This window comes from Microbacterium sp. AG1240 (assembly GCF_003635115.1).
In the GTDB taxonomy this organism is placed as follows: domain Bacteria; phylum Actinomycetota; class Actinomycetes; order Actinomycetales; family Microbacteriaceae; genus Microbacterium.
In genome coordinates this window covers 648,983-674,378 of sequence record NZ_RBXJ01000001.1, presented here as the reverse complement: position 1 = coordinate 674,378, position 25,396 = coordinate 648,983, and the positions used below count along the sequence as shown (strand labels likewise).

The following is a 25,396-nucleotide window of genomic DNA, read 5'->3' as shown; positions in this document are numbered from 1 at the left end:
AAAGGATTGTCGGATGCCGCGCACACCGACGGTGAATGCGAACCAGGCCGGAGTGCTCGTGCTCCGGTGGTGCCGGGGACGGCCCGTGACGCTGCTGATCACGGCGGCGATCGTGGTGCTCAGCCTCACCGGTTTCATCCTGACCCCGTCGGGGTGGGGGTGGCAGGTGCTCGATCTGGAGGAGCCCGGCGTGCAGTTCCAGCGCCACTGGTGGGGGACGGTGACATCGCTGTTCGCCGTCGCCGACGTCGCCGCGCTGATCGCGATCGTTCCCGTGCTCCTGATCGTGCTGGGTGCCGCAGAGAAGACGATGGGAAGCATCCGCACTCTCGTCGCGTATGTGGTGGGCGGGGTGGCCGCGTCGTTCGTGGGCTTGGGCGTCGGTGTCGTCGAGGACCAATACCTCGGCTTCCTCCCGCTGAACGCCCCCGCCGTCGACACCCTGTCGCCGCTGGCCGCGGTGATCTGCACCGCGATGGCGGCGAGTTCGTTCGCCGGTGCACTGTGGCGGCGCCGTACGCGCCTGCTGGCCTCGCTCACGGCGGTCACGCTCTTCCTCTACGAGGGAGCCGCGAACGACCTGTTCGCGATCATCGCCCTACCCATCGGGCTCGGGCTCGGTTTCGCCCTCGGCGGGCGTCGTTCCGGCTTCCGGATCGTGCGGAGCTCGCATCACGAGACGCGCGTGCTGTTGGCGGCGCTGACGTTCGTGACCTCCGTCGGTCCGGTGATCGCCACGTTCTCGCAGACGGGCGCCGGCCTCCTATCGATCTACGGCTTCCTCTCCGACGACCCGGTGACCCTCATCGACGGGCAGACGTGCGCCTACGGGTCGACGGCCGCACCGTGCCCCGACACGTACGACGTGTTCAGTGAACTTCAGCCCGCGTCGGGGTTCATCGCGCTCCTGCCGATCCTCGTCGCCGTGCTGGCCGCCTGGGGCATCTTGAAGGGCCGCCGCGCCGCCCTGTGGCTGGCGGTCGTGTTCAACGTCATCGTGTTCGCGGGCATGCTCTACGTCTTCTCGGTCATCCAGCCCGAGACCGTCGCGGCGATCGCGCAGTTGCGCGACACCGAATCGCAGGAGTACGTGGCGCAGACGCTCTCGAGCAGCCTCATCGGTGCGCTCGTGCCGTTGATCGTCGCGATCGTGCTCGTCGTGTTCCGCCGCGACGTGCGGGCGGCGTCGACGCCTGCGGCGCTGCGTACCTTCGGCGTCACCGTGGGCGTCGCCGCCGCCGTGAACCTGCTGCTGGCGTTCGTGGGCAGCCTGGCCGCCGCCGATGGGTACACGCCGAACCTCGACGTCGGCAAGGTGCTGGTGGGGCTGCCGCTGCGGTTGCTGCCGCCCACGCTGCTGCCCTCCGACATCCTCACGTTCGTGCCCTCGAGCGGGTGGGCGCAGGCCTTCTGGTACCTCCCGCCGCTGCTGTTCTGGCTGGCGGCGTTCATCGCGACGGCGCGGCTCGTGCTCGATCCGGGCACCGTCAGCGGCGCGTCCGATCGCTCGCGCGCCCGCCTGACGCTGGAACGCGGAGGCGGCGACACCCTGTCGTTCATGACCACCTGGGAGGGCAACGCCTACTGGTTCTCGCCCGACGTCGACGCCGGGATCGCCTACCGGGTGCACGGCCCGGTGGCGGTGACCCTCGGCGGGGCGTTCGGCCCCGATGCGCGCAGGCCGGAAGTCGTCACCGGGTTCGTGGAGTTCTGCGGCGACAACGGGTGGACGCCCGTCTTCTACAGCGTCGAGGACGGCGACGATTCGCCCTACGCCCACCTCGGATGGCAGCGCATGCCGGTCGCCGAAGAGGCGCTGCTCGACCCGGCGACGTGGAACACCGCGGGCAAGAAGCGGCAGGACATCCGCACCGCGACGAACCGCGCCGCCCGCGAGGGCGTCACCGCGACGTGGACGAGCTGGCACGACCTGACGATCGCCGAGCATGCGCAGATCCGCGAGATCTCGGAGGCCTGGGTCGCCGACAAGAGCCTCCCCGAGATGGAGTTCACCCTCGGCGGGGTGGATCAGCTGAACGATCCCGCGGTACGACTGATGCTCGCCATGAACGAGGAGGGCCGCATCCAGGCGGTCACGAGCTGGCTGCCCCTGTTCGACGGGGGCGCGGTCCACGGCTACACCCTGGACTTCATGCGTCGGCGCGCCGACTCGATGAACGGCATCATGGAGTTCGTCATCGGCGCGGCCGCCGACCACATGAAGGCGGAGGGCCTCGAACGACTGAGCCTGTCGGGGTCGCCGCTGGCGTCGCGCCCGGGAGACGACGGCGAGCGCGCGGCCATCACACGGGTGCTCGACCGGTTCGGCGAGCTGCTCGAGCCCGCCTACGGCTTCCGCTCGCTGCTGAACTTCAAACGCAAGTTCCAGCCCGAGTTCGTCACGCTCTGGGCGGTGTACCCCGAGGCCACCGTGCTCCCCTCGCTCGCCGTGGCCCTCGCCCGCTCCTACCTGCCGCACCTCACGCTCACGCAGGCGGCACGCATGGCCGGCACGCTGCGCGAGCCCCGCGAGGCCGCCGCCGTGAAGTAGCCGCCGCGCCGTCGCCGCCGGTCCCCGGGTCGCTCGAGGACCGGCGGCTAGCGGTTCAGGCCCCAGTGGTCGGCGATGAGCGGGAGCCCGACGGAGAACACGTAGCTCCAGGCCGCCGCGTCGTGGGCGTTGCCCTCCGACTCGACGTAGGTCGCGGTCATCCCCGCGGCCTGCGCGGCGGCGTACACGTTCTTCACCCCGGGGAGGAACGCCGAGTCGGCGCTGCCCACGCCGAACACCGCGAACATGTCGGTGTACGGCGCCTTCGACGCCATGATCGCGGCGGGGTAGGCGGCGGCGTACTTCGCAGCGTCGCCCCCGAAGCCCTTCTCGATGGTCGTGGCGGGGTCGCCCAGCGTGGGGAACTCCTCCCCCGAGGCGTCGAGGATCGCACTGAAGAGCTCCGGATGCTGCGCGCCGAGCTGGATCGAGCAGGTGCCGCCCTGCGACAGTCCCCCCACACCCCACCCGCCGGGTGAGGGGAGCACGGGCAGATGCGCGGTGATCCAGTTCGGCACGTCGACCGTGATGTACGTCGCGGAGTTGCCGAGGGGCGAGTCGACGCACATCGGATTCGCGTCGGGGTCGCCCAGCTGATCGGGTGAGACGACGATCGGGGCGAGCCCCTGGTGCGCGGCGGCGTAGGCATCGAGGGTGTCGCGCAATCGCCCGACGGTGAAGACCTCGTCGGTCGAGCCCGGCTGCCCCGACATCATGATGAGCACCGGCAGCAGGGGAGCGTTCTGGGTCAGCGCGGCGGGCGGCAGGTAGACCGACGCGTCGCGCGCGACGAAGCCCGACGCGGTCGCGGGGATGACCACCGACGCCATGCTCCCCTTCGCGGGCATGCCGGCGGGGGGCGTCCATTCGGCGATGGTCGGACGATCGCCCGAGCCGACGTGGAGGTCGGGCAGCACATCCCCCGCGTAGGCGCTCAGTCCGAGGGCGCTGCGGATCGTCGGGTACTTGCCGAACGCGATGTTCACGCCCATCCCCGCGGTGCCGACGAACAGCACGACGGCCAGGGGTACGGCCACGATCCGCTTCCAGCTCGCGCGCCAGAGCGAGGCCAGGGCGACCGCGCTCCCGGCGAACGCCAGCGCGATCCACGCGCGCGACGCGAAGGTGAGATCGACGCCGAAGGCGTTCATCTCGTCGGCGATCACCCAGGTCAGCGCGGCGCCGATGAGGGCTCCGGCGAGGGCCGAGCCGACCGCGGTCACGAACCAGGTGCCGCGTCTCCATCTCCTGCTCGGTCGAACGAGCACGAGGAGGGCGGCGGCGATGCCTGCGACGACGATGACGGCGATGACAGCCGGTCCGGAGAGGATTCCGATGTCGAGCAGTGCGTTCACGCGTACCTCGGTTCAGACGGGATCTTCCAGCATCCTCTCCTCGGCTATGAGGTCGCTGCAACGCCGGGGTGGGCGTGTCGCCGGTCGGCGATCGCCAGGCGTGCGGCGATCCGCACGACCCAGGCCCAGGCCGGTCCGTCGGACGCGCGGTACTCGGGCGCTGTGCGCCACACCGTCGTGAAGACGTCGAGCATGATCTCCTCGGCGGGGGCGCGTCCGCGACCGATCTGGGTGATGAGGCCGAGCACCCGGCTCGACGAGAGGTCGTAGACCTCCGCGAAGGCCTCGGTGTCGCCCTGCGCGACCCGTGCCATCAGCTCGTCGAGATCGGGCGGGAAGACCCCGTCGTCGACCGGGGCGGGGAGAAGCGTTGTCACGTGATGATCGTCACATTCGGCGGGTCTCGGCACCGGGCCGTTGCTGAGGGCGGGTGCGGGATGGTAGGTGAACGAGACGACGCCCGCACCCCGTGCGGGAGTGCGGGCGTCGTCGACGGCGCGAGGGCGGCTCAGCGGTTGAGGAAGCTCAGGAGCGCGGTGTTGAACTGCTCCTTGTGGCTGACGTTGAGGCCGTGGGGCGCGCCCTCGACGAGCACGAGCTCGCTGCCGACGATCGCCTCGTGGGTGCGCTTTCCCGATCCCTCGAAGGGCACGGTGCCGTCGCTGTCGCCGTGGATGATGAGCGCCGGCACAGTGACGTTGGGCAGGTCGTCGCGGAAGTCGGTGGTGGCGAACGCTTCCATCGACTTCAGGGCGGCGTGGTGGTCGGCCTGGTTGGCGAGGCGCTCGGCGTCGGCCTGCTGCGCGTCGCTCACCGTGAGCTTGCCGTCGACCGAGAAGAAGTCGGTCGTGAACTGGTGGTAGAAGCTCGTCTCGTCCTCGCGCAGCCCCTTCTCCATGCCGCCGGCGGTCTCGTCGTCGAGCGGGCCCTCGGGGTTGTCGTCGCTCTTCTTGAGGTACGGCGGGACGGCGGCGGCGAACACGACGCTCTTCAGGCGATCGGTGCCGTGCTTCGTGACGTAGCGTGCGACCTCGCCGCCGCCCATCGAGAAGCCGACGAGCGTGACGTCGCGCAGGTCGAGAGCCGCGAGAACGGCCGCGAGGTCATCGGCGAACGTGTCGTAGTCGTAGCCGGTGCGGGGCTTGTCGCTGCGCCCGAAGCCGCGGCGGTCGTAGGTGATGACGCGGTAGCCGGCCTTCTCGAGGGCCGGAACCTGCTCCGACCACGACTCGCCCGAGAGCGGCCAGCCGTGGATCAGCACGACCGGGCGGCCCGATCCGCCGGTGTCGTCGACGTGCAGGTTGATGTCGGTCAGCAATCCGTGGTGTGCGGTGATCTCTGTCATGCCCGACATCGTGCGCCGCGAACCTTGCCCCGAGCCAAGCGTTGACGAATGCGCCCCGACTCGCTAGTGCCCTCCTTCACGGGCCTCACCCCGTCGGAGAAACGCACCGTCATCGAAGGATCGCCGCCGCATCCTCCGACGCGGCGATGATCCTCCGACGGTCGAGCACGGTGGAGAGACGGATGCTACGCCGAGGCCAGCATCCGGTCTGCGGTGCGCAGCGACATCGCCATGATGGTGGGCGCCGGGTTCGCGGCCAGGGCGCTGGGGAACACGGAGTTGTCGCTGATCCAGAGGTTCGGGATGTCGTGCGACCGCCCGTCGGCGTCGACCACGCCGTCGGCCGGGTCGGCCGACATACGGCACGTGCCCACCGTGTGCGCGGTACGTGCCAGCACGATGGTGTCGCTCGCCCCGGCGGCGCGCATGATGTTCTCCATCGTGCGGGTGGCGTGCGCGTCGAGCGCTTTCTCGTTCGCGCCGGCGGTGAAGTCGATGCGAGCGCGCGGGATGCCCCATTCGTCGAGCTCGTCGACCAGCTCGAGCCGGTTGTCGTCCGAGGGCAGGCAATCGGCGTTGATGCCGATTCCGGCATACATGCGCGCGTCGAGCGTGCGTTCGACGAGCTCCCGGCCCCACAGCCCGCCGCCGCGCGCGAGGGTCGTGGCGTAGGTGAGGGGCATGACGCCGAGGCTCTGCATGAGGTAACCGCCCGCGAAGTCGGCGTCGGCGGGCCTCAGCATGTCCTCGCTGATGAGTGAGGACGGGTACCCGCGGTGGCCGCGCACGGACTCGTCGAAGCGCCCCCACACCTGGGTGGCGCCGTGCGCGAGGAAGTTGCGTCCGACCTGGCCGCTCGAGTTCGCCAGCCCCGTGTGCAGCAGCAGGCGTGGGGTCTCGATGCCGCCCGCCGCGAGAACGAGCGTGCGGCAGCGCTGTCGGCGGTCGACACCGTCTCGGCGATAGAGCACCGCCGCGACCCGGCCGCGAGCGTCGAGCTCGATGCCGTGCACCATCGACTCCGCGCGGATCTCGGCGCCGTACGACACCGCCGCCGGAAGGTACGTGGTGGCCGTCGTGGCCTTGGCGCCGAACCGGCAGCCCTGGTGGCAGGCGCCGCACGACTGGCAGGCGCCGCGTTCGCCGAAGGAGGGCTGCAAACGTGCGCGCGTGAGCACGGCGGCGGGGGCGTCGGCGGTGCGGATGCCCAGAGCGCTCGCCCCGCGCGCCACGATGTCGGCCGAGCCGTTGCGACCCGGCGCCTTGTAGGCGTAGGCGCGGTCGGGGTCCCACGGGTAGGGCACGGGACCCGAGACGCCGATGTCGCTCTCGACGCGGGCGACGTAGCGCAGCAGCTCCTCCGGGTCGAGGGGCCAGTCGCGCCCCTCACCCGTCTCGGTGCGCAGGCGCAGGTCGCGCCGGTCGGGGCGAGGCGAGAACGCGCCCCAGTGCAGGGTGGAGCCGCCGACCCCGATGCCGCTGTTGTTCGGACCGAACGCGGTGGGGTCTTCTCCCCCGCTGAGGCGCTCCGACATCCAGTTGATGCGCACCGCCTCGGTCTCGTCGGGGGTGAAGTCGGTCAGCTCGAAGTTGCGGCCGGCCTCGAGGGCGACCGCGCTCAGGCCGCGACGGGCCATCTCGGCCAGGAGCGGGGCGCCGCCGGCACCGGTTCCGACGACGACGACGTCGACGATCTCGTCGTCGGCGAAGGTGCGCATGCTGTCGAGGTTCACGCGTTCACCCCCGCCGGTTCCCATGCTTCTCGTGTTGCGCTGCCGAGCTCGGTGAACCCGCGCAGAGGCAGCACGGTGCCGCCCGTGGCGAAGCCGTCGAATCCCGCCTTGGCCGCGGTGGCGGGGTGGGCGAGCCACTGGCGCACGAGATCGACCCGCACGTCTTCCAGCCACGCCATCAGCTGTGCGGCCGAGAACGGTCCGCCCGTCTCGAGCTCGCCCTCGATCGCGGAGCGGAGGGTCTCCTCCCCGGCCCAGCGATCGGCGAGCGCCGTGAGCCCCGTGCGGTAGGCGTCGGGGTCGGGCGGTAGCGCCGCGTTGCGCCACCCGTCGCCCTCGCCGCGTGCGAGCTGGGCGTCGACGCGAGCGGCGAGGTCGATCGCCGGGCCGTCCTGCGGCACGACGAGGTCGGCGATCTCGCGCAGCAGCGTCAACTGCGCCGCATCCATCTCTCGCGGGGCATACTCGGCGTCGTCGGGCAGAGCGCGACGGGACAGGATGCTGCGCACCTCGACGTCGACGCGATCCGAGGCGATGAGGCGTGCCCAGTCTTCGGGCACCGCCGGTGCCGGCGCGATCTCGCGCGCGATGAATTCGGCGAGCTCGCCGGCGCGGGCTCGCGGAAAGGTGCGGCGCACCGCTTCGGAGGCTTCGTCTGCCATGTGCTGCGCGCCGTCGGAGGCCGCGGATCGCAGAAGTCGCGTCGCGGCGTCGGGTATCACCAGCGTCGGAAGGTCGAACGATTCGGTCCCGAGGTCGCCCTCGGGCTCCGCCAGCACCACCCCGACGAGCCCGAAGACCGGGGCCTCGCCGCTGAGCAGCCGCTCCACGACCGCGGCGACGACCGCGGCCTCCGCGCCCCCGCCGGCCACCACGAAGCGCCGGCCGTCGCAGGAGGCCAGCTGCGCGATGACGTGGTCGAGATCGGCGAGCTCGACATGTCGCACGTCGACCTCGCCGTCGATCGGCCCCACGCGCTCCGCGAACCCCGGCAGGGCGCAGACGATGACGGGAGCAGACGTGTTCGAAACGAGCATGACGACAACATTCGGGCACCGCGCGGATTTTCGGGGCGGCTTGCGCTGCGCCCCGAGAATCCTCTACGCGTTCCGCCCGGGCGCCGGGCCTGTGACGTTCCGCCCGGGCGCCGGGCCTGTGACACTGTGACGATGCGATTGCACACCACCACGGTCGGCGATGGTTCACGGCATGTGGGCCTGGTTCACGGACTCGGCGGCGACGGCGACACGTGGCGGCCCCTCGTCGATCGGATGCTGCGGGCCGGCGAATACACGGTCACCACCCTCGATCTGCGGGGCCACGGCAGGAGTGAACGCGCGACGTCGTACCGTCTCGACGACTTCGCCGACGACGTCTCGACCGCCCTGCCCGTCGGCCTCGATGCCGTGATCGGTCATTCGCTCGGCGGGTCGGTGCTGGTGCGGGCGGTCGACCGGCTCACGCCGCGCCGCGCGATCTACCTCGACCCGGGCTTCGCCCTCGCCCTGCCCACGACGGGCGTTGCGGGCAGGTTCTTCTGGGCCGTTCCCGCGCTGTCGATGGGAGTGGCCGGAGCGCTGCAGGCTCGGAAGGGCGCGAAGGTCCGGGCCGGTTACGACCCCGACATCCGCAACCTTCTCTCCCGGGCTCGCGAACGCTTCGACACCCGTATGGCCGTCGGGGTGTTTCGCGACGTCGCGTTCCATCCGGTCGCGGTGGCCGCACCCGCCGTGCCGTCTACGGTCGTGCTCTCCGACGACTCGCCGGCGGTGCTGCCCGACGCCTTCGCTGCGCGTCTGGAGCACGCGGGCTGGCAGATCCGCCGTCTTCCGGGCCTCCATCACGACATGCATCTCGAAGATCCCGACCTCACCTTCCACGCGATCGCCGACCTCCTCTAGCGCCGCATCCGGCCTGCCGCGCCGCATCCGTCGCCGCGCGCATCCATTCAGATGCCAAGACACCCGGACTCGCTCCCGCGCCCGTCCGAATGTCGTGGCATCTCACCGAGCGCAGCCCGCGCGCATCCGGGTGTCGTGACATCTCGACGAGCGCAACCCGCGCGCTACGGCGTGACCATGCCGCCGTTGACGTTCAGCGTCTCGCCCGAGACGTAGCTCGACTCGGCCGAGGCGAGGAACACGAACGCGGGTGCGATCTCGGCGGGCTGCCCGGCGCGCTGGTAGGTGCTCTCGTCGTCGAAGGCCTTCATCTGCTCGTCCGAGACGCCGCCGCTGACCTGCAGCGCCGACCAGGTCGGGCCGGGCGCGACGATGTTGACGCGGATCCCGCGGGGTGCCAGCTGCTGAGCGAGCCCCTTCGACAGGTTGTTCACGGCGGCCTTGGTCGCGGCGTAGTCCAGCCGGTCGGGCGCGGGCTTGTAGGCCTCCAGCGACGCGGTGTTGATGATGCTCGCGCCGGCCGGAAGGTGCGCGAGAGCGGCCTTCGTGATCCAGAAGTTCGCGAACACGTTCGTGCGGAAGGTCTCCTCGAACTGCTCGTCGCTGAGGTCTTCCACGCGGTCGACGGCCACCTGCTTGCCGGCGTTGTTCACGAGGATGTCGAGCCCGCCGAGCGCCTCGGCGGCCTCGGCGACGAGCGCGCGGCAGGCCGCAGCATCCGAGATGTCGGTCGCGATCGAGACGCCGGTGCGTCCGGCCTCGCGCACGAGCTCGAGCACGTGGTCGGCGTCGGCCTGCTCGTCGGGCAGGTGCACGATCGCCACGTCGGCGCCCTCGCGCGCGAAGGCGATCGCCACGGCGCCGCCGATGCCGGAGTCGCCGCCGGTGATGAGGGCCTTCCGGCCGGTGAGGCGACCGCTACCGCGGTACGTCTTCTCGCCGAGGTCGGGGACGGGGGTCATCTCGCCCTGCACGCCCGGCTCGCTCTGGTGCTGCACGGGAGGCTCGACGCGGGCGTAGCGGGTGACGGGGTTGTCGAAGGTGTACTGATCAGCCATGCCCGGAACGTTAGGCGCTCGTCCCGGGCTCGGGCCGACCCTTGCGCTCAGCGGCGCGTGGTGCCAGGAGGCGGGGTCTGCGGGCCGTTCTTGGCCTGACGCGAGCGCCAGAGCTTTCGTGCGATCGGGTAGAGCACGGGGGCGAAGCGGAGGAGGAAGCGGAACATGGGTGACTCGTCTCTCGGGGGAAGCCTCACCGTAGGTCGCGATGATCCGGGTGATCCCGGGCTTGCGCTCGACCCGTCCCCCGCGTATCCCGCGAGGCCGGATGCTGCGAGGCCGGATGCTGCGCAGCCGCGGCCGGCACGCCGCATCCGCTCCCGGCATTCCCGGCACAGGAGAAGACGCGCACACAGTATGCAGCGCCGCGGATCGTCCTACGCCGGCACCATCTCCTACGCCCGCCCCGTCCCGAGACGCCGAAGGGCCGACCCCGCCCGGCGGCAGGATCGGCCCGAAGGTGGTGACGTGTCAGCCGCGCGGAAGCGGCGGACGCTGGGGCTGGCTGCGGGTCGCGGCCTGCGCCTGGTGCGCGGCCTGCGAGGCCTGGTCGGCGACCGAGGGGGCCTTCTGCGCTTCCTGCTGGATCTTCGGCGCCTCTTCCTCCGCCTTGGTCAGCAGGGCTTCCCAGCGCTGCTGCATCGGCTTGATGAGGCCGCCACCGGCACCGACGATGATGACGCCGGCGATGATCGCGAGCACCGCGATGAGGATCGGCGTCGTGACGGTCGTGGCCACCTCGACCTGGTTCAGCGCGGCCGTGATGCCGAGGAACAGGATGAAGATCGCGACGATGTTGCCGAGGATCTTTCCGTACGACAGACCGCCGAGGGTGTTCTGGATGAGCGCCTTCGCGCCGGCGGCGATGGCCGCGGCGATCACGACGATCACGATCGCGACGATGATCTTCGGCAGGAAGGCGATGATGCCCTCGAGCAGATCGCTGACCGGGTTGGGCCCGAAGACTCCGAACGCGAACTGCAGCACGAACAGCACCAGCGCGTAATAGACGATTTTGGCGACGATGTCGGACGCGTCGAGCTTCGATTTCGCGAGGGCCTTCTTGATGCCGCCGCGTTCGACGAGACGGTCGAATCCGACCTTCTCCAACAGTTTCTCGAGGCCCTTGGAGATCAGCTTCGCGACGACGAGGCCGACGATGAGGATGAGCAGGAACAGCAGAGCGAGCGGCACGAACGCGATGACGGCCGCAAGCCCCCCTTCCAGCGCTTGGGGAAAGTTCATGATTGTCCCTTCAGGACGACGATGCGAAAACTTACAGCGTAAGTCTCTCCTTTCGGCGGCTGCCTCGGTCTCGGTAGACAGCACTGGGCAAACGCGATAATGGGGCGAGCGCGAAGGAGGCGACCCTGTGGCACGTCACACCAAGAAGCCGGGGCGCCCCGCGGAGCCGAAGCTGCGCCGCGATCTGATCCTCGCGACCGCGCTGGACCAGATCGATCGCACGGGCGCCCAGGGGCTGTCCATGAGATCTCTCGCCCAGGAGCTCGACGTCGAGGCGATGTCGTTGTACCGCTACGTGCACGGGCGAGAGGATCTGCTCGAGGGCGTCGTCGCGTTGCTGATGGCCGACCTCAACGAGAACCTCGTCGGCGAGGTGACCGACCACTGGCAGGGGTTCTTGCAGACGGTCGCGCACCAGGTGCGCCGCATCGCGATCGAGCACCCGATGGCGTTCCCGCTCGTGGCCACCCGCCACCCCGCGGCCCCTTGGCTGCGGCCGCCGCTGCGCAGCGTCGAGATCGTGAACTCGTTCCTCAGCACGCTGATCGGGCACGGTTTCTCCGACCAGCAGGCCGTTGACGCCTATCGATCGTTCAGCAGCTTCCTGCTCGGGCAGCTGCTTCTCGAATCGGCCGTTCGCGGGGCCGAGACGGGCCCCGTCGAAGAGCCGCTCGACGAGGGCGACGCGACGATCCCCGAGGGCGACGGCGAGATGAACCTGGCCCACGCCCCGGAGGTGAGCCGACTGCGGGTGCTGCTCAGCGAAGACCGCAGCGACGAGGAGTTCGAGGTGTCGCTCGAGAACCTGCTCGACCGTCTGAGTCGCGACCTCTCGCAGTGATGCACCGACGCGAAACGGGGCCCATCGCGATGATGAGCCCCGTTTCGCGGTCACGTGGCGCCGCCGTCAGTCGGCGGAGCGTCGGCGACGACGAACGACCAGCAGTACGCCGCCGCCGAGAAGCAGCAGCACGCCGACATCGAAGATCCAGGGGGCGATCTGCCCGCCGGTGACGGCGAGGGGCGTGAGAACGCGGTGCACCGTCTCGCTCGCGGGCGGGGTGATCGTCTCGCCGCCCGGGGGTGTAGCCGTAGACACCGCGACGTTCTTCAGCGTCTGACCGGCGGCGTCGGCCTTCACGGTGACCGAGTACGTCACCGTGACGGTCTCGCCCTCGGCGAGGGCGCCGGTCCACGCGAGCTCCGCGCCCGTCCGCACCGGTGCGGCGACCGTGCGGTCACCGACCGTGGCAACGACGTCGTCGTTGAACACGGCGTGCGGCAGCACCTGACCGAGGTCGTCGGTGATGACGACCTCGTCGAGCGCGGTCTCCCCCGTGTTCGTGCCGGTGAGGGTGTACGTCACGACGCTGCCGGCGGCGACGACCGCACCGGATCCCGGGTTCGACGACTTCTCGAACGCGAAACCGGGCGTGCCGACGGGGTGCTCGGTGGTCGTCGGCGGCGGCGTGATCACGGCCCCTCCCGGGGGCGTGGCGACACCGTCGACCACGTTCGTGATCGTCGCGCCGCCCGCGTCGCCGTTCACCGTCACCGAGTAGGTGATCGTGACCCGCTCTCCGATGGCCAGCGTCCCGCGCCACGAGAGCGTGTCGCCGTGGACCGCGGGAGCCTCGACCGGCGATCCTCCCACCGACGCGACCGCGTCGTCGTTGTAGACGGCGTTCGCACGCACGGCCGAGAGGTCGTCGCTGATCACCACCGGGTCGAGCACGGTCTCACCGGTGTTGATGCCCGTCACCGTGTAGGTGATGACGCTGCCGGGGTCGACGCGGGTGCCCGAGGCGGGGTCGGCGGTCTTGACGAGCGCGAAGCCGGGTTCGTTGACCGGATGCTGCGTGGTCGCCGGCGGCGTCTCGATCGGCGGCACCCCGCCCGGGGGCGTCGCCGAGCCGCTCGCGACGTTCTCGAGAACCGCTCCCCCGGCGTCGGCATCGACCGTGACCGAGTAGGTGACCGTCACGGTCTGCCCCACGGCGAGCGCACCCGTCCACGACAGGCGTCCCTCGGCGACCGTGGGAGCCGTGCTCGCCGAGCCGCCGATGGTCGCGGTCGCATCGTCGTTGTACTCCGCGTGGTCGAGCACGCCCGACAGGTCGTCGACGATCGTCACCGGGTCGAGCGCGGTCTCACCGGTGTTGACGCCGGTCACCGTGTAGGTGATGACGCTGGCGGGGTCGACGGCGGTGCCGGTCGCGGGGTCGGCGCTCTTCGACACCGAGAACCCGGGCAGGTTCACGGGCGTCTTCGTGGTCACGGGCGGCGGGGTGATCTCCGCGCCTCCCGGCGGCGTGGCCTCGGCGCGGGCCGAGTTCGCCAGAACGGTGCCCGCAGCATCCGGCCCCACCGTCACCGTGTAGCGCACGGTGACGGCCTGGCCGACCTCGAGAGAACCGGTCCACGTGAGCTCGTCGCCCGCGACCAGCGGCGCCGCTGCGGGCTCTCCGTCGATCGTCGCGACGGCGTCGCCGTTGTACGACGAGTGCTCGAGCACGCCCGAGAGGTCGTCGACGATGTCGACGGGATCGAGCGCCGTCTCACCGGTGTTGGTGCCGGTGAGGGTGTAGGTGAGCACCTGGCCGGGGTCGACCGCGGTACCGGATGCCGGGTCGACCGTCTTCGCGAACGTGAAGCCGGGCTCGTTGATCGGGTGCTCGGTGGTCACGATCGGCGGCACGACGGGTACGCCGGGCGTCGTCGGGCTGTCGGGGTCGCTCGGGTCTTCGGGCATCAGCGGGGTCGCTTCGCCCGACACCGCGTTGTCGATCGATTCGCCGCCCGCGCCGGGGGCGACGGTCACCGAGTAGGTGATCACCACGGCGGCGCCCGGTGCGAGCGTTCCGTTCCAGGTGAGAATGTCGCCCGTCACCACCGCGTCGCCGCGGTCGGCCGAGATGTCGCCGTTGTAGGCGGCGTTCGCGAGCACGCCCGACAGGTCGTCGGTGAGCTTGACGGGATCGAGCGCGGTGTCGCCCGTGTTCGTGCCGGTCACCGTGTACCGGATCACGCTGCCGGGGTCGACGCGCGTGCCGCTGGCGGGGTCGGCCGACTTGGCGATCTCGAACCCGGGGTTCACGACGGGGTGCTCGGTGGTCGCCGGAGGCGGCGTCACGGGCTCACCCGGGGTCGTCGGGCTGTCGGGATCGGTCGGGTCGTCGGGGATGAGCGGCGTGCCCCCTCCCTCGACGGTGTTGCGCAGCAGCACGCCGGTCGCATCGTCGTTCACGGTCACCGTGTAGGTGAGGACGACCGCGTCTCCTGGGGCGAGGGTGCCGCGCCAGGTGAGGGTGTTCCCGTCTGCGCGAACCTCGCCGACCGTCGCCGAGGCGTCGTCGTTGTACCGAGCGCCCGCCAGAACGGCCGACAGGTCGTCGCTGATCGATGCCGCGTCGAGCACGGTGTTGCCCGTGTTCGTGCCGGTCACGGTGTACGTGATCGTGTCGCCGGCGCGCACGGCGGTGCCCGAGGCGGGGTCGGCCGCCTTGACGATCTCGAAGCCGTTGTCGACGACGGGATGCTGCGTCTCGGCCGGCGGCGGAGTGAGGGGCGCACCCGGGGTGGTCGGGCTCTCGGGGTCGGTCGGATCGACGGGGATCCGCGGTGTCGCGTCGCCCGTCGCGGTGTTGCGCAGCAGCGCGCTGCGCACCCCCTCGTCGACCGTCACCGAGTACGTGATGGTCGCCGACGCACCCGTCGGGAGCGAGCCGTTCCAGGTCAGCTCGTCGCCCGAGACGCTCGCGGTACCGCGGTCGGCCGCGACGTCGTCGTTGTAACGGGCGTTGTCGAGCACCGCCGAGAGGTCGTCGGCGATCTCGACGGGGTCGAGCTGGGTGTCACCGGTGTTGGTCGCCACGATCGTGTAGACGATCGTGTCGCCGGCTTCCACGGCCGTTCCCGAGACCGGGTCGGCCGTCTTGCTGATCGTGAAGCCCGACCCGATGACCGGATGCTGCGTGGTGACCGTCGGGGGCACGATCGGCTCGCCGGGGATCGGCGGACCGCTCGGGTCGTCGGGGTCGGGGGTGGTGGGGGTGGCCGATCCTGTGGCCGAGTTGTCGAGCACCTGCCCGGAGGCATCGTCGGCGACGGTCACCGAGTAGGTGATGGTCACGATGTCGCCGGCCTGCAGCGCGCCGGTCCACGTCAGGTCGTCCTCTGCGATGGCGGCGGCGCCCGAGGCCACCTCGACGCCGTTGACCGCGGTGACGATGTCGTCGTTGTAGGCGGCGTGTGCGAAGACGCCCGACAGGTCGTCGGTGATCGTCGCCGGGTCGAGCGCGGTGGCGCCCGTGTTGGTACCGGTCACCGTGTACTGGATGGTCTGCCCGGGCTCGACGACGGTGCCGGATGCGGGGTCGGCCGTCTTGGCGATCTCGAAGCCGCCCACGGGGTTCTCGGTCGTCACGACGGGCGGGATGACCGGCGGGAACGGACCGGGAGGGGTGCCGGACGCCGTGACCCTGTTCGCGATCGTCTGACCCGCGACATCGTCGTCGACGATGACCGAGTAGGTGATGGTGACGATCTGGCCGGGCTCGAGCGCGCCGGTCCAGGCGAGGTCGTCGCCGGTGATCGTCGCGGCGCCCGACGACACGGGGGTGCCGTCGACCGCGGTCGTCACGTCGCCCTGGTACTCGGCGTGCGCTCGCACACCCGAGAGGTCGTCCGCGACGGCGACCGGGTCGAGCATGGTGTTGCCGGTGTTCTCCGCCTCCACGGTGTAGGTGATCCGCTGACCCGCGGCGACGGGCGTGCCGCCGACCGGGTCGGAGGTCTTGCGCAGCTCGAGGTCGGGCACCAGGCGGTCGTTGACGAAGGTGCACACCACATCGGTGCCGAGGTTGCCCGCGGGCTGCACGACCCGGTTGCCCGACAGCACCGTGACGGGAAACGTGGTGCCGTCGGAGTTCGGCTGCACGCAGCTCAGTGACGAGGCGTATCGGTCGGGATCCGTGGTGCCGGCGGCCGATTCGGACAGGGTGAACGTGTCGCCCTGGTTGGTGAAGATGGGTCCGGCGTACTCGGCCTGCACGCCCGTCGCGCCACCGGTCGTGGTGATGCTCGTCCGCGGCACGAGATAGCCGCTCGGCGCGTCGACGGCGAGGGCGAACTGGTCGGTGGACGCGTGTCGTCCTCCGGGGACGTCTTTCTTGAGCGTGAGCGTGTTCGGGAACGTGCAGCTCGCCATGTCCGTCGGTGCGAAGCCGCCGAGGCTCGTGGTGTTGACCGTCACCCCTCGCCCGAGATCGACCTCGATGATGCGATTTCCGCCTCCGCTGACCGAGACGAAGATGTGGCCCAGGTTGCCGAAGGCGATGCCGTTGCCCTGGATGCCCGCGCCCATGTCGTGCACCTGCTTGGCGCTGATCGTGGCCGTGCTCGGGGTGAGGGCGAGTGGGAGGTCGGCGGAGTAGATGTGGCGGTCGGCGACGATGACGAGCTGGCCCGAGGCGCTGAACGCCATGTCGCCGTTCAGACCGAAGGCGCTGCTGCCGGCAGAGGGGCGCAACGTACCGACCTGGACGAAGGTCTGCGGCGAGACGCTCTCGTTCCACGCGTAGATGTTGATGGCGTTGTCGATGGTGCCGCTGGCGAAGTAGTAGACGCCGGTGGCCGGGTGCACGGCGCCGCGCAGCACGGAGGAGTTCAGGGTGAAGTTCGTGCGCGTCGTCGTGTCGGTGGCGCGGTCGTGCTTCGCCAGGGTCTTGCTCGCCGACGTGTTCGTCACGGTGTAGGCGTACCGGCCTCCCGCCGACACCCCGAGGCCGTTGTCGGAGTGGCCGGAGCCGAAGCTCGTGCCGCCGAGGGTGCCGCCGTTCGCGGTGACGTCGAACTCGCGCACCTCCGTCGAGCTCTGCACGAACACCGAACCGGGGGTGCACGAGAACGGGTCGGCGGCGACGGCGGGTGCTGCCGTGACCGCTCCCGCGACGACGAGCGACGAGGCGACGACGGCGGCGCCGGCCAGCAGGCCGACGGCCTTCCGCCACGCGCTCGGTCGACGAGCATCGGTCGAGCGGTGCGGATTCGCGAGGACGCGATGGCGCTTTCGGGCGCGACGAAATGACACGTGGCTACTCCCCCAGATCGTCGACGAGGAGCACGCGGGCGCGCGAAATCGAGCTTCGCCGCGCGAGTGGCCTCAGTCGGAGTGACTCGACGCACGCCTCAGCGGCATGCGCGTCTACTTCGGCCACCGTACCTGTTTACATGCGGTGCGCGCAACGTGAACCCCACGAAGCCCGCGCGCCCGGCGCTCTACGCGTCACCGGCGTAGGCGAAGACGCGCAGGCAGGACGATCCTCCGCGAATCGTGCTCCGTCGGCGCCGTCTCCCTACGCTCGCGACGCCGCGCGCGCGCCCACGCATGGTCGAACGCCGGCGCCGCCGGGCTACTGCGCGCGTGCCGCGCGCACGCGGAACCAGAGGCTCAGTTCGCGCACGGCGCGCAGCGTGGCCGTGGCGTCGTCGCCGACCTCGAGGTCGTCGAAGGTGTCGCGGAACGCCGGCGGCTTCTGTTCGCGGGGCTCCGAGATCGGTTCGTACCCCATCGTCCACCCGGCGAACTGGCGCTCGGTGATGGGCTCTTCGAACAGCATCCGCATATTCGTGTGCCGCGGGTCGCGTCCGATCTTCTCGACCAGCTCACGCACCGTCGACTCGGGGCCCTCCAGCACCTGCACGAAGCGGCCGCCGCGATACAGCAGCATCCCGGTGAGATCGTGGCGCTCGTTGTTCGCCCGGCTCTGCTGGAGCAGGGCGAGCAGCCGGTCATCGTCGAAAGGTTCGACGGCGGTGCTCGAATAGAGGATCGACAGCATCTGCGCGGTCATCGTCGGCGCGACCGCTCGGAGGCCTCGACCTCGGTCAGGGCCTTCATGGCCGCCGTCAGGTCGGCGAACAGCCCGACCTCCCGCGAGAAGAGATCGCACGCCAGCCAGCGGCCGTCGCGCTGTCGATCGATGTAGCCGAGGAATTCTCCACCCCTGCTGCCCACGTGGAAGCCGTCTTCCACGCGCGCCCAGACGACCCCCGCTCCGGGACGATCGACCTCAACCGTGCTCACTCGCTTCTCCCATGCTCGCGACCCTCTGATGAGGAGTCGTATCCGAACATAACCGCGACCCCCGACACCGATCCGGGCATACCGATCGAAAGGGGGTTTGTGCTAGGCGGTGTCGCGAACGGATGCTGCGCTCCCCACCGCCTTGCGCCGCCCCATGAACCGACTGAGCCGCCCCGGGAACGCGTCCCGGGGCGGCCCGCTCGGCGGTCAGGCGATCAAGCGCGGCTCCGGCGTCGCACGGTCGCGACCGCGGCCGCTCCTAGCGCGATCGTCAGCATCGCGAACAGCGCGACGGATCCGAGGCGCTCGGCGGTGAAGCCGGTCGCGGCGAGCGCCGCGACGATCGTCACACGCACGTCGGCCTCGTCGATCACGCTCGAACCGGTCGGCGGCGTGCCCGTTGCCTGGGCGACGTTCACGACGGCTCCGGTGGCGCGGTCGGCGTCGGTCACGACGTAGACCGCCAACGCGGTCACCGACTGTCCGGGGGCGAGCACGCCCTCCTCGCCCGGCCAGGCGCCGAACGAGATTGCCGAGAGCCCGGCGAGTTCGTCAGAGAGCGCGACCCCGTGGAGGGTGACGTCGCCTGTGTTCGTGATCGCGAACGAGAAGCGCACGAGCGCGCCGTCCTGCGAACCAGTCTTCTCCAGATCGATCGAGGGGTTCTGCGGCACGGGAACCTCGACCGAGTCGTCGTCGGTCACGTCGGTGCCGCCGGGCGGGGTACCGGTGACTTCGGCGACGTTGACGACCGAGCCCGCGTCGCGGTCGGCCTGCGCCAGGACGTAGCCCGCCGTGGCGGTGACCGACTGTCCGGGGGCGAGCTCACCCTCGGTCGCCCCCCAGTCACCGAACACGAGGTCGGAGAGCCCGTCGAGCTCGTCCTCGATCGTCACACCGCGCAGCGTCACGTCGCCGACGTTCGTGACCTCGAACGAGTAGCGGATACTGCTGCCCTCGAGCTCGCCCGACTTCACCAGCTGGATGCCGGGGGCCTGCGGTACCGGAACCTCGGCATCGTCCTCGTCGGTGACGTCGTCGCCCTGCGGCGGGGTGCCGATGGCGGTGGCGGTATTGAGCACCTCTCCGCGGTCGCGGTCGGGCTGGGTGAGCTCGTACGACGCGGTGGCCGTCACCGACTGCCCGGGGGCGAGCGTTCCCGGTGTCGCCGGCCAGGCGCCGAACAGAATGTCGGAGAGACCCGCGAGTTCGTCGCTCAGCTCGACGCCGCGCAGCGTGACGGTGCCGGTGTTGGTGACGGTGAAGGTGTAGCCGATCGTGTCGCCGTCGAGGGCTCCGACCTTGACCAGCCCGATGCCGGGTGCCGTCGGCACGGGCTGGTCAAAGCCGTCCTGGTCCGTGACGCGCGGTCCCGTGGGAGGGGTGCCGCCGGTGGTCGCCGTGTTGACGACCTCTCCGTTGTCACGGTCGTTCTGGGTGAGCGTGTAGGCCGCCGTCGCGGTGACCTTCTGTCCGGGCGCGAGCACGCCCGCCTGATCGGGCCACGCGCCGAAGGTGACGGCCGACAGCCCCGGGAGCGGGTCGGTGACGGTCACGCCCGAGAGGGTCACGTCGCCCGTGTTGGTGACGACGAACGTGTAGGCGATGGTGTCCCCCTCGAGCACGCCGGTCTTGACGATGTCGATCCCGGGGTTCGTCGCGAGGGGCTGGGTGAATTCGTCGGTGTCGGTGACGTTCCCGCCCTTCGGCGGGGTGCCGGTGGTGGTCGCGGTGTTCTCGACCTCGCCGCGGTCGCGGTCGGCCTGCGTGAGCGCGTACGACGCGGTCGCGGTGACCTTCTGCCCCGGCGCCAGGGTGCCGGTGGCTCCCGGCCAGGTGCCGAAGGTGATCGCCGATAGGCCCGGCAGCGCGTCGGCGAGGGTCACGCCGGAGAGGGTGACGTTGCCGGTGTTCGTGACGACGAACGAGTAGCGGATGCCGTCGCTCTCGAGCACGCCGGTCTTGTCGAGCGAGATGCCCGGAGCCTGGGGAACGGGCAGCTCGACGTCGTCCTCGTCGGTGACGGCGGGTCCGGTCGGCGGGGTACCCGTCGCCGTGGCCGTGTTGGCGATGGCGCCCCGGTCGCGGTCTGCCTGGGTGAGCGTGAACGACGCGGTGGCGGTGACCTTCTGCCCCGGCGCCAGGGTGCCGGTGGCTCCCGGCCAGGTGCCGAAGGTGATCGCGGAGAGGCCCGGCAGTTCATCGGCCAGCGTCACGCCCGACAGTGGCACGGTGCCGGTGTTGCTGACGACGAAGGTATAGGCGACGGTGTCTCCGGTGAGGACTCCGGTCTTGTCGAGGCCGATCGCGGGCACGGGGTCGGGCAGCACGACGAGCGCGGGCGATTCGTCGCTGACGCGGGAGCCTGCCGGGGGCAGACCGGTCGCCGTCGCCGTGTTGCCGACCTCGCCGGCGGCTACGTCGGCCGCGGTGAGGGTGTAGGCGGCCGTCGCCCTGACCGACTGACCGGGATCGAGGGTGCCGGTCGCGCCCGGCCAGGTGCCGAACGTGACCGCCGACAGACCGGGCTTGGGGTCGGAGAGCTGCACGTCGCGCAGCTGCACGGCGCCCGTGTTGGTCACGGTGAAGTCGTAGTCGACCGTGTCACCGACGTTGCCGAGACTGCCGACCGCGAGCGTGCCGGTCTTCTCGAGGTCGATCGTGGCGCAGTTCGCGTTGACGATGTCGAGCAGCGTCGACCGCAGGCCGCTGAAGCCGGCGAGGTAGTAGTCACTCCCCTGGGTCGGGCCCGACACCTGCGCGACGTGCTGGCGGAATTCCGCCAGCGGCTGCCCGCTGAGGTTGTCCTGCACGCCGATCGGGATGACGCGGACGCCCTCGGCCTTGAGCGCGTTGGCGCTGGTGACGGCGGCGTCGATCGTGGCCTGGTTGGTGGAGCTCCCGGGCCCCTGAGCGGGGCTGCCGTACTGCGTGGGGTTGCCGTCGGTCACGAGCAGCAGGGCGTCGTACGACTCGGTCGAGGAGGTGACCGCGGCGAGCGCGCGGTCCCAGTTCGTGCCGCCCTGGGCCTGGGCGGGGCGCTGCACACCCTTGACGTAGGAGTCGAAGGCCTGCACGCCCGTGTCGGTGCTGAGCGAGGTGAGGGGCAGGGGCGCATTGGATGCGGCGGAGGTCGCCGGCGCGTTCGAGGCGAACGTGTGCATGGCGAGCTTGACCGGGTAGCCCTCGAGTGCGGCGGCGAGGCCCGCCAGCTCGGAGCGCGCCTGCGCGAGCTGCGGGTCGGTGACCGAGTTCGACAGGTCGAGACTGATGGCGAGGTTGAGGTCGCAGTGGTCGGCGAGCGCCGGGTTCGGGGCGACGGGCACCGACGACTCGACCGCGTGCGCGGCGACTCCGCCGGCGAGGGTGAGCGCCGAGGCGACGACGGCGGCGACGAGGGCGCGCCCGGTGGTGCGCGCGGATCTCCCGCGCGATGGACGGGGAAGACGTGATGACGTCACGATTTCGGACTCCTTGAAGGGGCACCTGACAGAGAGGGGCCGACGCGGCAGGCGGGTTCCTGCCGCGCATGAGTCTGGAATCCCAGTGTCCCCCGTTCGGAGGACACCGGCGCTTTTCACCCCCGGTTTCACCCCGGGTTTCTCCGAGCCGGGCGAGTTCTGGCAGGATGCCGCGAGTGCCTCGCCGCCTCTTCTGGTCTCTCCTCGTGGCGAGCCTCGCGCTGAACGCGATGTACGGCGCCGTCGCCGGCATCCTCGTTCCGGCGCAGATCGCGACCGCCGACCCGGCGGGTAAGGAAGCCGCTCTCGCGGTGACGATGACGGCCTCTTCGGCGCTGACCGTGGTGCTGCGTCCGGTGTTCGGCATGGTGTCCGACCGCACGCGCTCGCGGTTCGGACGCCGCACTCCCTTCATCGCGGGCGGAGCGATCGGCGCGGCCGTCGCCCTCGTCGCGCTCGGCCAGGCCACGTCGGTCGTCGCGATCGCGATCGGCTGGATCATCGTGCAGCCGCTGCTGAACCTCGTCGAGGGGCCGCTCGATGCGGTGATGGCCGATCGGGTGCCGCCGGCGTCCCTCCCCCGGGCGTCCGCGTTCTACGGGGCGGGGATCGCCATCGGGGTCGCCGGCGGCACGGTCGTGGCCGGCGCGACTGTCTCCACCGTCGGGGCGGCCTACGCCGGCCTCGCCGTCGTGCTGGTCGTCGCGATGGTGGGCTTCGTGCTCGTCGAGCGCGACCGCCCGCGCGACCGCGCAGCATCCGTCACGCTGCCCTGGCGGCGCGCTTGGGCGAGCCGCGACCTCCGGCTCGTCTTCGCCGCGCGGTTCGTGCTCGTGCTCGGCCACCAGCTCGTGCTCGGATATCTGCTGTACGTCGTGATGGCGTTCACCTCGGCCTCTGTCGACGAGGCCGGCGGCATCTCGAGCCGGGTGATCGGGCTGCACATCGTCTGTCTCGTGGCCGGCGCGGCCCTCGGCGGGGTGGTCGTGAAGGGGCACCGCGTGCGTTGGATCATCGCGGCGTCGGTCGTCATCGGCGCCGCTCTCATCGTCCCGATCTTCTGGACCGACCTCGCCGGCCTGACCGTCTACGCGGCGATCGCGGGCGTGGCGCGGGGCGTCTACCTGACCGCCGACCTCGCCCTCATGATCGACCTGCTCCCGTCGCGTGCCGACAGCGGACGCGATCTCGGGGTGCTCGGGCTCGCTACGACACTGCCCCAGACCCTCGCCCCCACGATCGCGGGCATCGTTCTCGTCGCGACCGCGAACGACTACGTGGTTCTGTTCGCGCTCGCCTCGGTGCTGGTGTTCGCGTCGGCCGCCGTGATCTCGCGCGTGCGATCGTCGGTGCCGTCGAGCAGCCGGTGAGCGACGGCGACCGCGAGGGCGTCTTCGCGGCGAGTTACGCCGAGTTTTCGATACAGGGTGCGCCGCTGCGATTTCACCGTGTTGGGTGAGACGTGCAGGCGCGCGGCGACCTCGTCGACGTGGGCGGTGCGGGCGAGTTCGGCGAGCACGACGGCCTCTCGCGGGGTGAGCCGAGGCGGGGCCGTCGGCACGGATGCGGCGGCCGCCGCCGCGTACGGATGCACGAAGAGCTCGCGCTCCCCCGCCGCGACGAGAAGCAGCGGCGTGTGGAGTCCGAGCGCGCGTTGCATCGCGCCGACCTGCCGCACGAGGGCGTCGGACTCGTCGCGCCGATCGAGCCGGCGCAGCACGACCGCGCTCGTCGCGAGGTAGGCCATGCGCTGGTCGGGCGTGGCCGGCCGGGTGTCGGCGATCAGCCGCAGGGCCCGTTCGTGCTCGCCGTCGTGGAGCGCGACGCGCGCGACGGCGAGCCGCACCGCGGCGCCGTCCGACCGGTGCACCGTCAGCCGCCGCGCCGAGACGAGGTCGCCGGCCGCGAGGGCGAGCGCAGCCTCTGTGGCGTCGAGCATGCGCGCCGCCGGCCTGGACGAGCGCATCCTCGCGCCGCGGTGCGACCGCAGGCTGCGCAGTCGCGCGAGTCCTTCCTCGGGCCGGCCCGAGGCGTGGTCGGCCAGCGCGCGCACGGCCCCGAGAAGGGGCCAGTGCTCGATCGTGTCGATGATGGGCCATACGCGGTCGAGAAAGGCGACGGATGTGGCGGGGTCGCCGTCTTCGAGCGCCACGCGCGCCTGCGCGATGCGCAGCATGCTGCCGGGGTACTCGTCGAGGATGCCCTCCGCCCACGTGCGCTCCTCGGCGGTGGCGATCCAGCGACGCGCATCGGGGACGTCGCCCGCGAGCGCGTGGGTGAGGGCGACTCCGCCGATCGCCATGAGCTCCACGCTCGGGCGGACGGCTCCCGTGACCGCGCGCTCGAACTCGGTGCGGGCTTCGTCGGGGTGCCCGCCGTAGAGCAGGCTCACGCCGAGGTGCACGCGCAGGTCGCCGCGCAGGGCCTCGAGCTGCTCCGATTCGGCCGTGGGCAGCTCGCTCAGCTGGGCCGACGCGCTGCGCGCGGCGCGCACTCCGCCGTCGCCGACGCCGGTGAGGCGCCGGGCGATGCTCTCGAGCGCGCGCAGCAGGGCGCGGTCCGACGACGAGCGCGGCGCTGTCTGCATGCCGACCAGGGCGATCGCGAACATCTCGAGCGCGCGCAGCCGGTGCTGCCGACGCGCGTTGTACATGACGCCGAGCGAGAGCGCGATGACCGGATGCTGACGCAACCGCGCCGTCGGGATGCCCTGCAGCAGAGCGACCAGGGTCGGGCCGTGCGCCGACAGCAGAGCCAGTCCGCCGTTCTTGAGGGCGGTGTCGACGAGGTCGAGCCGCCCGACGTCGACCGCCTCGACGATCGCCGGCGCGAGTGACCCCTGTGCGAGCAGCGCCTCGGCAGCCCGCTCCCGCACGTCGCGGTGATCGGTAGCGTCGACCGCATGCCGGGCGAGCGTCGCGGCGCGCACCGGCGCCGTCAGGGCGAAGGCGAGACCCGAGGGGCCGCCGACCCACGCGCCGTCGCCCCGCCGCACGGCACGCTCGAAGAAGTCGGCGGGGCCGCCGAGTTCGGCCACGAGATCGGGGGTCAGGGTCACGGGGATCGCGAGGCGCGCTTCCTCCGTGGCGAGCGCTGCATCGGCCCACACCCGGGCGAGCAGCGCGTCGATGTCGCGCCGCGCGGTCGCCCCGATCTGCGTGACGAGACGCACGGCGTCGGGGAGTCCGCCGGTCGCCATGAGCACCGTCCGCGGGTCGGCCGTCGATCCGCGCTGGCCGAGGTAGTCGGCGAGTTCGGCGCGCGTGAATGCCAGGTCGTGGACGATCGTGGCGTCCCACTCGCTCATCGCGAGGAACGGGGCGCGAGCGCCGACGCGCAGGCGTGCACCCGGGGTCTCGACGAGCCAGCGGTCAAGCCGTCCCCAATCGTCCGCGGGCAGGTCGTCGACCGCGTCGATCACGAGCGTTCGAGCCGTCGGCAGCGCGTCGGGCAGGGGCCCGACGCCGAGCCACGCTGCATCCGTCCGGGTGGAGAACCACTCCGACAGCAGCACGGTCTTGCCGGCTCCGCGGGGTCCGATCACGACGACCACCGACGATTCCGACGACAGCACGTCGAGCAGCCGCGGCCGCGAGACCGAGGCTGAGACGGGGCGCGGGGGCAGAGTCATCCCCTCGTGCTGCGTCATTCCCGCAGGGT

The 25,396-nt window shown here is 71.1% G+C and carries 16 protein-coding genes; 4 read left to right on the top strand and 12 right to left on the bottom strand.

Annotated elements, in window-relative coordinates:
* Window positions 1–13: 13 nt before the first annotated feature.
* A complete protein-coding gene (locus DEU34_RS03085) occupies window positions 14–2,551 on the top strand; it encodes a phosphatidylglycerol lysyltransferase domain-containing protein (RefSeq protein ID WP_121148764.1) in 2,538 nt (845 codons plus the stop codon).
* 47 nt (window positions 2,552–2,598) lie between these two features.
* Here the strand turns inward: DEU34_RS03085 and DEU34_RS03080 are convergent, their stop codons facing one another.
* The 5 genes from DEU34_RS03080 to DEU34_RS03060 form a co-directional block, all read right to left on the bottom strand.
* On the bottom strand, window positions 2,599–3,906 hold the full coding sequence (locus DEU34_RS03080) for an esterase family protein (RefSeq protein WP_121148763.1): 1,308 nt from the start codon (window positions 3,904–3,906) through the stop codon (window positions 2,599–2,601).
* Between the two features lie 44 nt (window positions 3,907–3,950).
* Window positions 3,951–4,283: a sigma factor gene (locus DEU34_RS03075; RefSeq protein WP_121148761.1), complete on the bottom strand. Its 333-nt coding sequence runs from the start codon at window positions 4,281–4,283 to the stop codon at window positions 3,951–3,953.
* 131 nt (window positions 4,284–4,414) lie between these two features.
* On the bottom strand, window positions 4,415–5,251 hold the full coding sequence (locus tag DEU34_RS03070) for an alpha/beta fold hydrolase (protein ID WP_121148759.1): 837 nt from the start codon (window positions 5,249–5,251) through the stop codon (window positions 4,415–4,417).
* A gap of 185 nt (window positions 5,252–5,436) precedes the next feature.
* Complete coding sequence (locus DEU34_RS03065) at window positions 5,437–6,984, bottom strand: GMC oxidoreductase (protein WP_220659918.1); 1,548 nt, start codon at window positions 6,982–6,984, stop codon at window positions 5,437–5,439.
* The gene (locus DEU34_RS03060; protein WP_121148755.1) at window positions 6,981–8,021 is read right to left on the bottom strand and encodes a hypothetical protein; all 1,041 of its coding nucleotides are present in this window, start codon (window positions 8,019–8,021) and stop codon (window positions 6,981–6,983) included. Before DEU34_RS03060 ends, DEU34_RS03065 begins: the two co-directional genes overlap by 4 nt.
* A 132-nt stretch (window positions 8,022–8,153) precedes the next feature.
* Between DEU34_RS03060 and DEU34_RS03055 the strand changes: the two genes are divergently transcribed.
* Window positions 8,154–8,885, top strand: coding sequence for an alpha/beta fold hydrolase (locus DEU34_RS03055; protein ID WP_121149689.1), 732 nt, complete (start codon window positions 8,154–8,156; stop codon window positions 8,883–8,885).
* A 164-nt stretch (window positions 8,886–9,049) separates the two neighbouring features.
* Here DEU34_RS03055 and DEU34_RS03050 read toward each other — a convergent pair whose 3' ends face one another.
* On the bottom strand, window positions 9,050–9,943 hold the full coding sequence (locus DEU34_RS03050; RefSeq protein WP_121148753.1) for an SDR family oxidoreductase: 894 nt from the start codon (window positions 9,941–9,943) through the stop codon (window positions 9,050–9,052).
* Window positions 9,944–10,414: 471 nt separating this feature from the next.
* Entirely contained in the window at window positions 10,415–11,188 is a 774-nt protein-coding gene (locus tag DEU34_RS03045; RefSeq protein WP_121148751.1) for a mechanosensitive ion channel family protein, read from the bottom strand.
* Window positions 11,189–11,315: 127 nt separating this feature from the next.
* Between DEU34_RS03045 and DEU34_RS03040 the strand changes: the two genes are divergently transcribed.
* Window positions 11,316–12,029 carry a TetR/AcrR family transcriptional regulator gene (locus tag DEU34_RS03040; RefSeq protein WP_121148749.1) on the top strand — a complete coding sequence of 238 codons (714 nt, stop codon included), beginning with the start codon at window positions 11,316–11,318 and terminating at the stop codon, window positions 12,027–12,029.
* A gap of 66 nt (window positions 12,030–12,095) precedes the next feature.
* Here DEU34_RS03040 and DEU34_RS03035 read toward each other — a convergent pair whose 3' ends face one another.
* From DEU34_RS03035 to DEU34_RS03020, 4 genes are all read right to left on the bottom strand, one after another.
* Window positions 12,096–17,279, bottom strand: coding sequence for an S-layer family protein (locus DEU34_RS03035; RefSeq protein ID WP_259460010.1), 5,184 nt, complete (start codon window positions 17,277–17,279; stop codon window positions 12,096–12,098).
* A gap of 322 nt (window positions 17,280–17,601) precedes the next feature.
* On the bottom strand, window positions 17,602–18,042 hold the full coding sequence (locus DEU34_RS03030; protein WP_121148747.1) for a BLUF domain-containing protein: 441 nt from the start codon (window positions 18,040–18,042) through the stop codon (window positions 17,602–17,604).
* Window positions 18,039–18,275 (bottom strand): hypothetical protein, encoded by a 237-nt coding sequence (locus DEU34_RS03025; RefSeq protein ID WP_121148745.1) that lies wholly within the window; start codon window positions 18,273–18,275, stop codon window positions 18,039–18,041. The genes DEU34_RS03030 and DEU34_RS03025 overlap by 4 nt, the downstream gene beginning before the upstream one ends.
* 215 nt (window positions 18,276–18,490) lie before the next feature.
* A complete protein-coding gene (locus DEU34_RS03020) occupies window positions 18,491–21,736 on the bottom strand; it encodes a VWA domain-containing protein (protein ID WP_183042340.1) in 3,246 nt (1,081 codons plus the stop codon).
* A 176-nt stretch (window positions 21,737–21,912) separates the two neighbouring features.
* Between DEU34_RS03020 and DEU34_RS03015 the strand changes: the two genes are divergently transcribed.
* Entirely contained in the window at window positions 21,913–23,106 is a 1,194-nt protein-coding gene (locus DEU34_RS03015; RefSeq protein ID WP_183042339.1) for an MFS transporter, read from the top strand.
* On the opposite strand, the gene DEU34_RS16410 is transcribed toward DEU34_RS03015, so the two are convergent.
* Window positions 23,010–25,385: a LuxR family transcriptional regulator gene (locus DEU34_RS16410; protein ID WP_121148741.1), complete on the bottom strand. Its 2,376-nt coding sequence runs from the start codon at window positions 25,383–25,385 to the stop codon at window positions 23,010–23,012. The genes DEU34_RS03015 and DEU34_RS16410 overlap by 97 nt on opposite strands.
* Between the last annotated feature and the right edge of the window lie 11 nt (window positions 25,386–25,396).

Excerpts from the sequence above, each read along its gene's own strand:
- DEU34_RS03050 (WP_121148753.1), bottom strand. The coding sequence starts at position 9,943 with ATGGCTGATCAGTACACCTTCGACAACCCCGTCACCCGCTACGCCCGC.
- DEU34_RS03055 (WP_121149689.1), top strand. The coding sequence starts at position 8,154 with ATGCGATTGCACACCACCACGGTCGGCGATGGTTCACGGCATGTGGGC.
- DEU34_RS03085 (WP_121148764.1), top strand. The coding sequence starts at position 14 with ATGCCGCGCACACCGACGGTGAATGCGAACCAGGCCGGAGTGCTCGTG.
- DEU34_RS03060 (WP_121148755.1), bottom strand. The coding sequence starts at position 8,021 with ATGCTCGTTTCGAACACGTCTGCTCCCGTCATCGTCTGCGCCCTGCCG.
- DEU34_RS16410 (WP_121148741.1), bottom strand. The coding sequence starts at position 25,385 with ATGACGCAGCACGAGGGGATGACTCTGCCCCCGCGCCCCGTCTCAGCC.
- DEU34_RS03045 (WP_121148751.1), bottom strand. The coding sequence starts at position 11,188 with ATGAACTTTCCCCAAGCGCTGGAAGGGGGGCTTGCGGCCGTCATCGCG.
- DEU34_RS03070 (WP_121148759.1), bottom strand. The coding sequence starts at position 5,251 with ATGACAGAGATCACCGCACACCACGGATTGCTGACCGACATCAACCTG.
- DEU34_RS03030 (WP_121148747.1), bottom strand. The coding sequence starts at position 18,042 with ATGACCGCGCAGATGCTGTCGATCCTCTATTCGAGCACCGCCGTCGAA.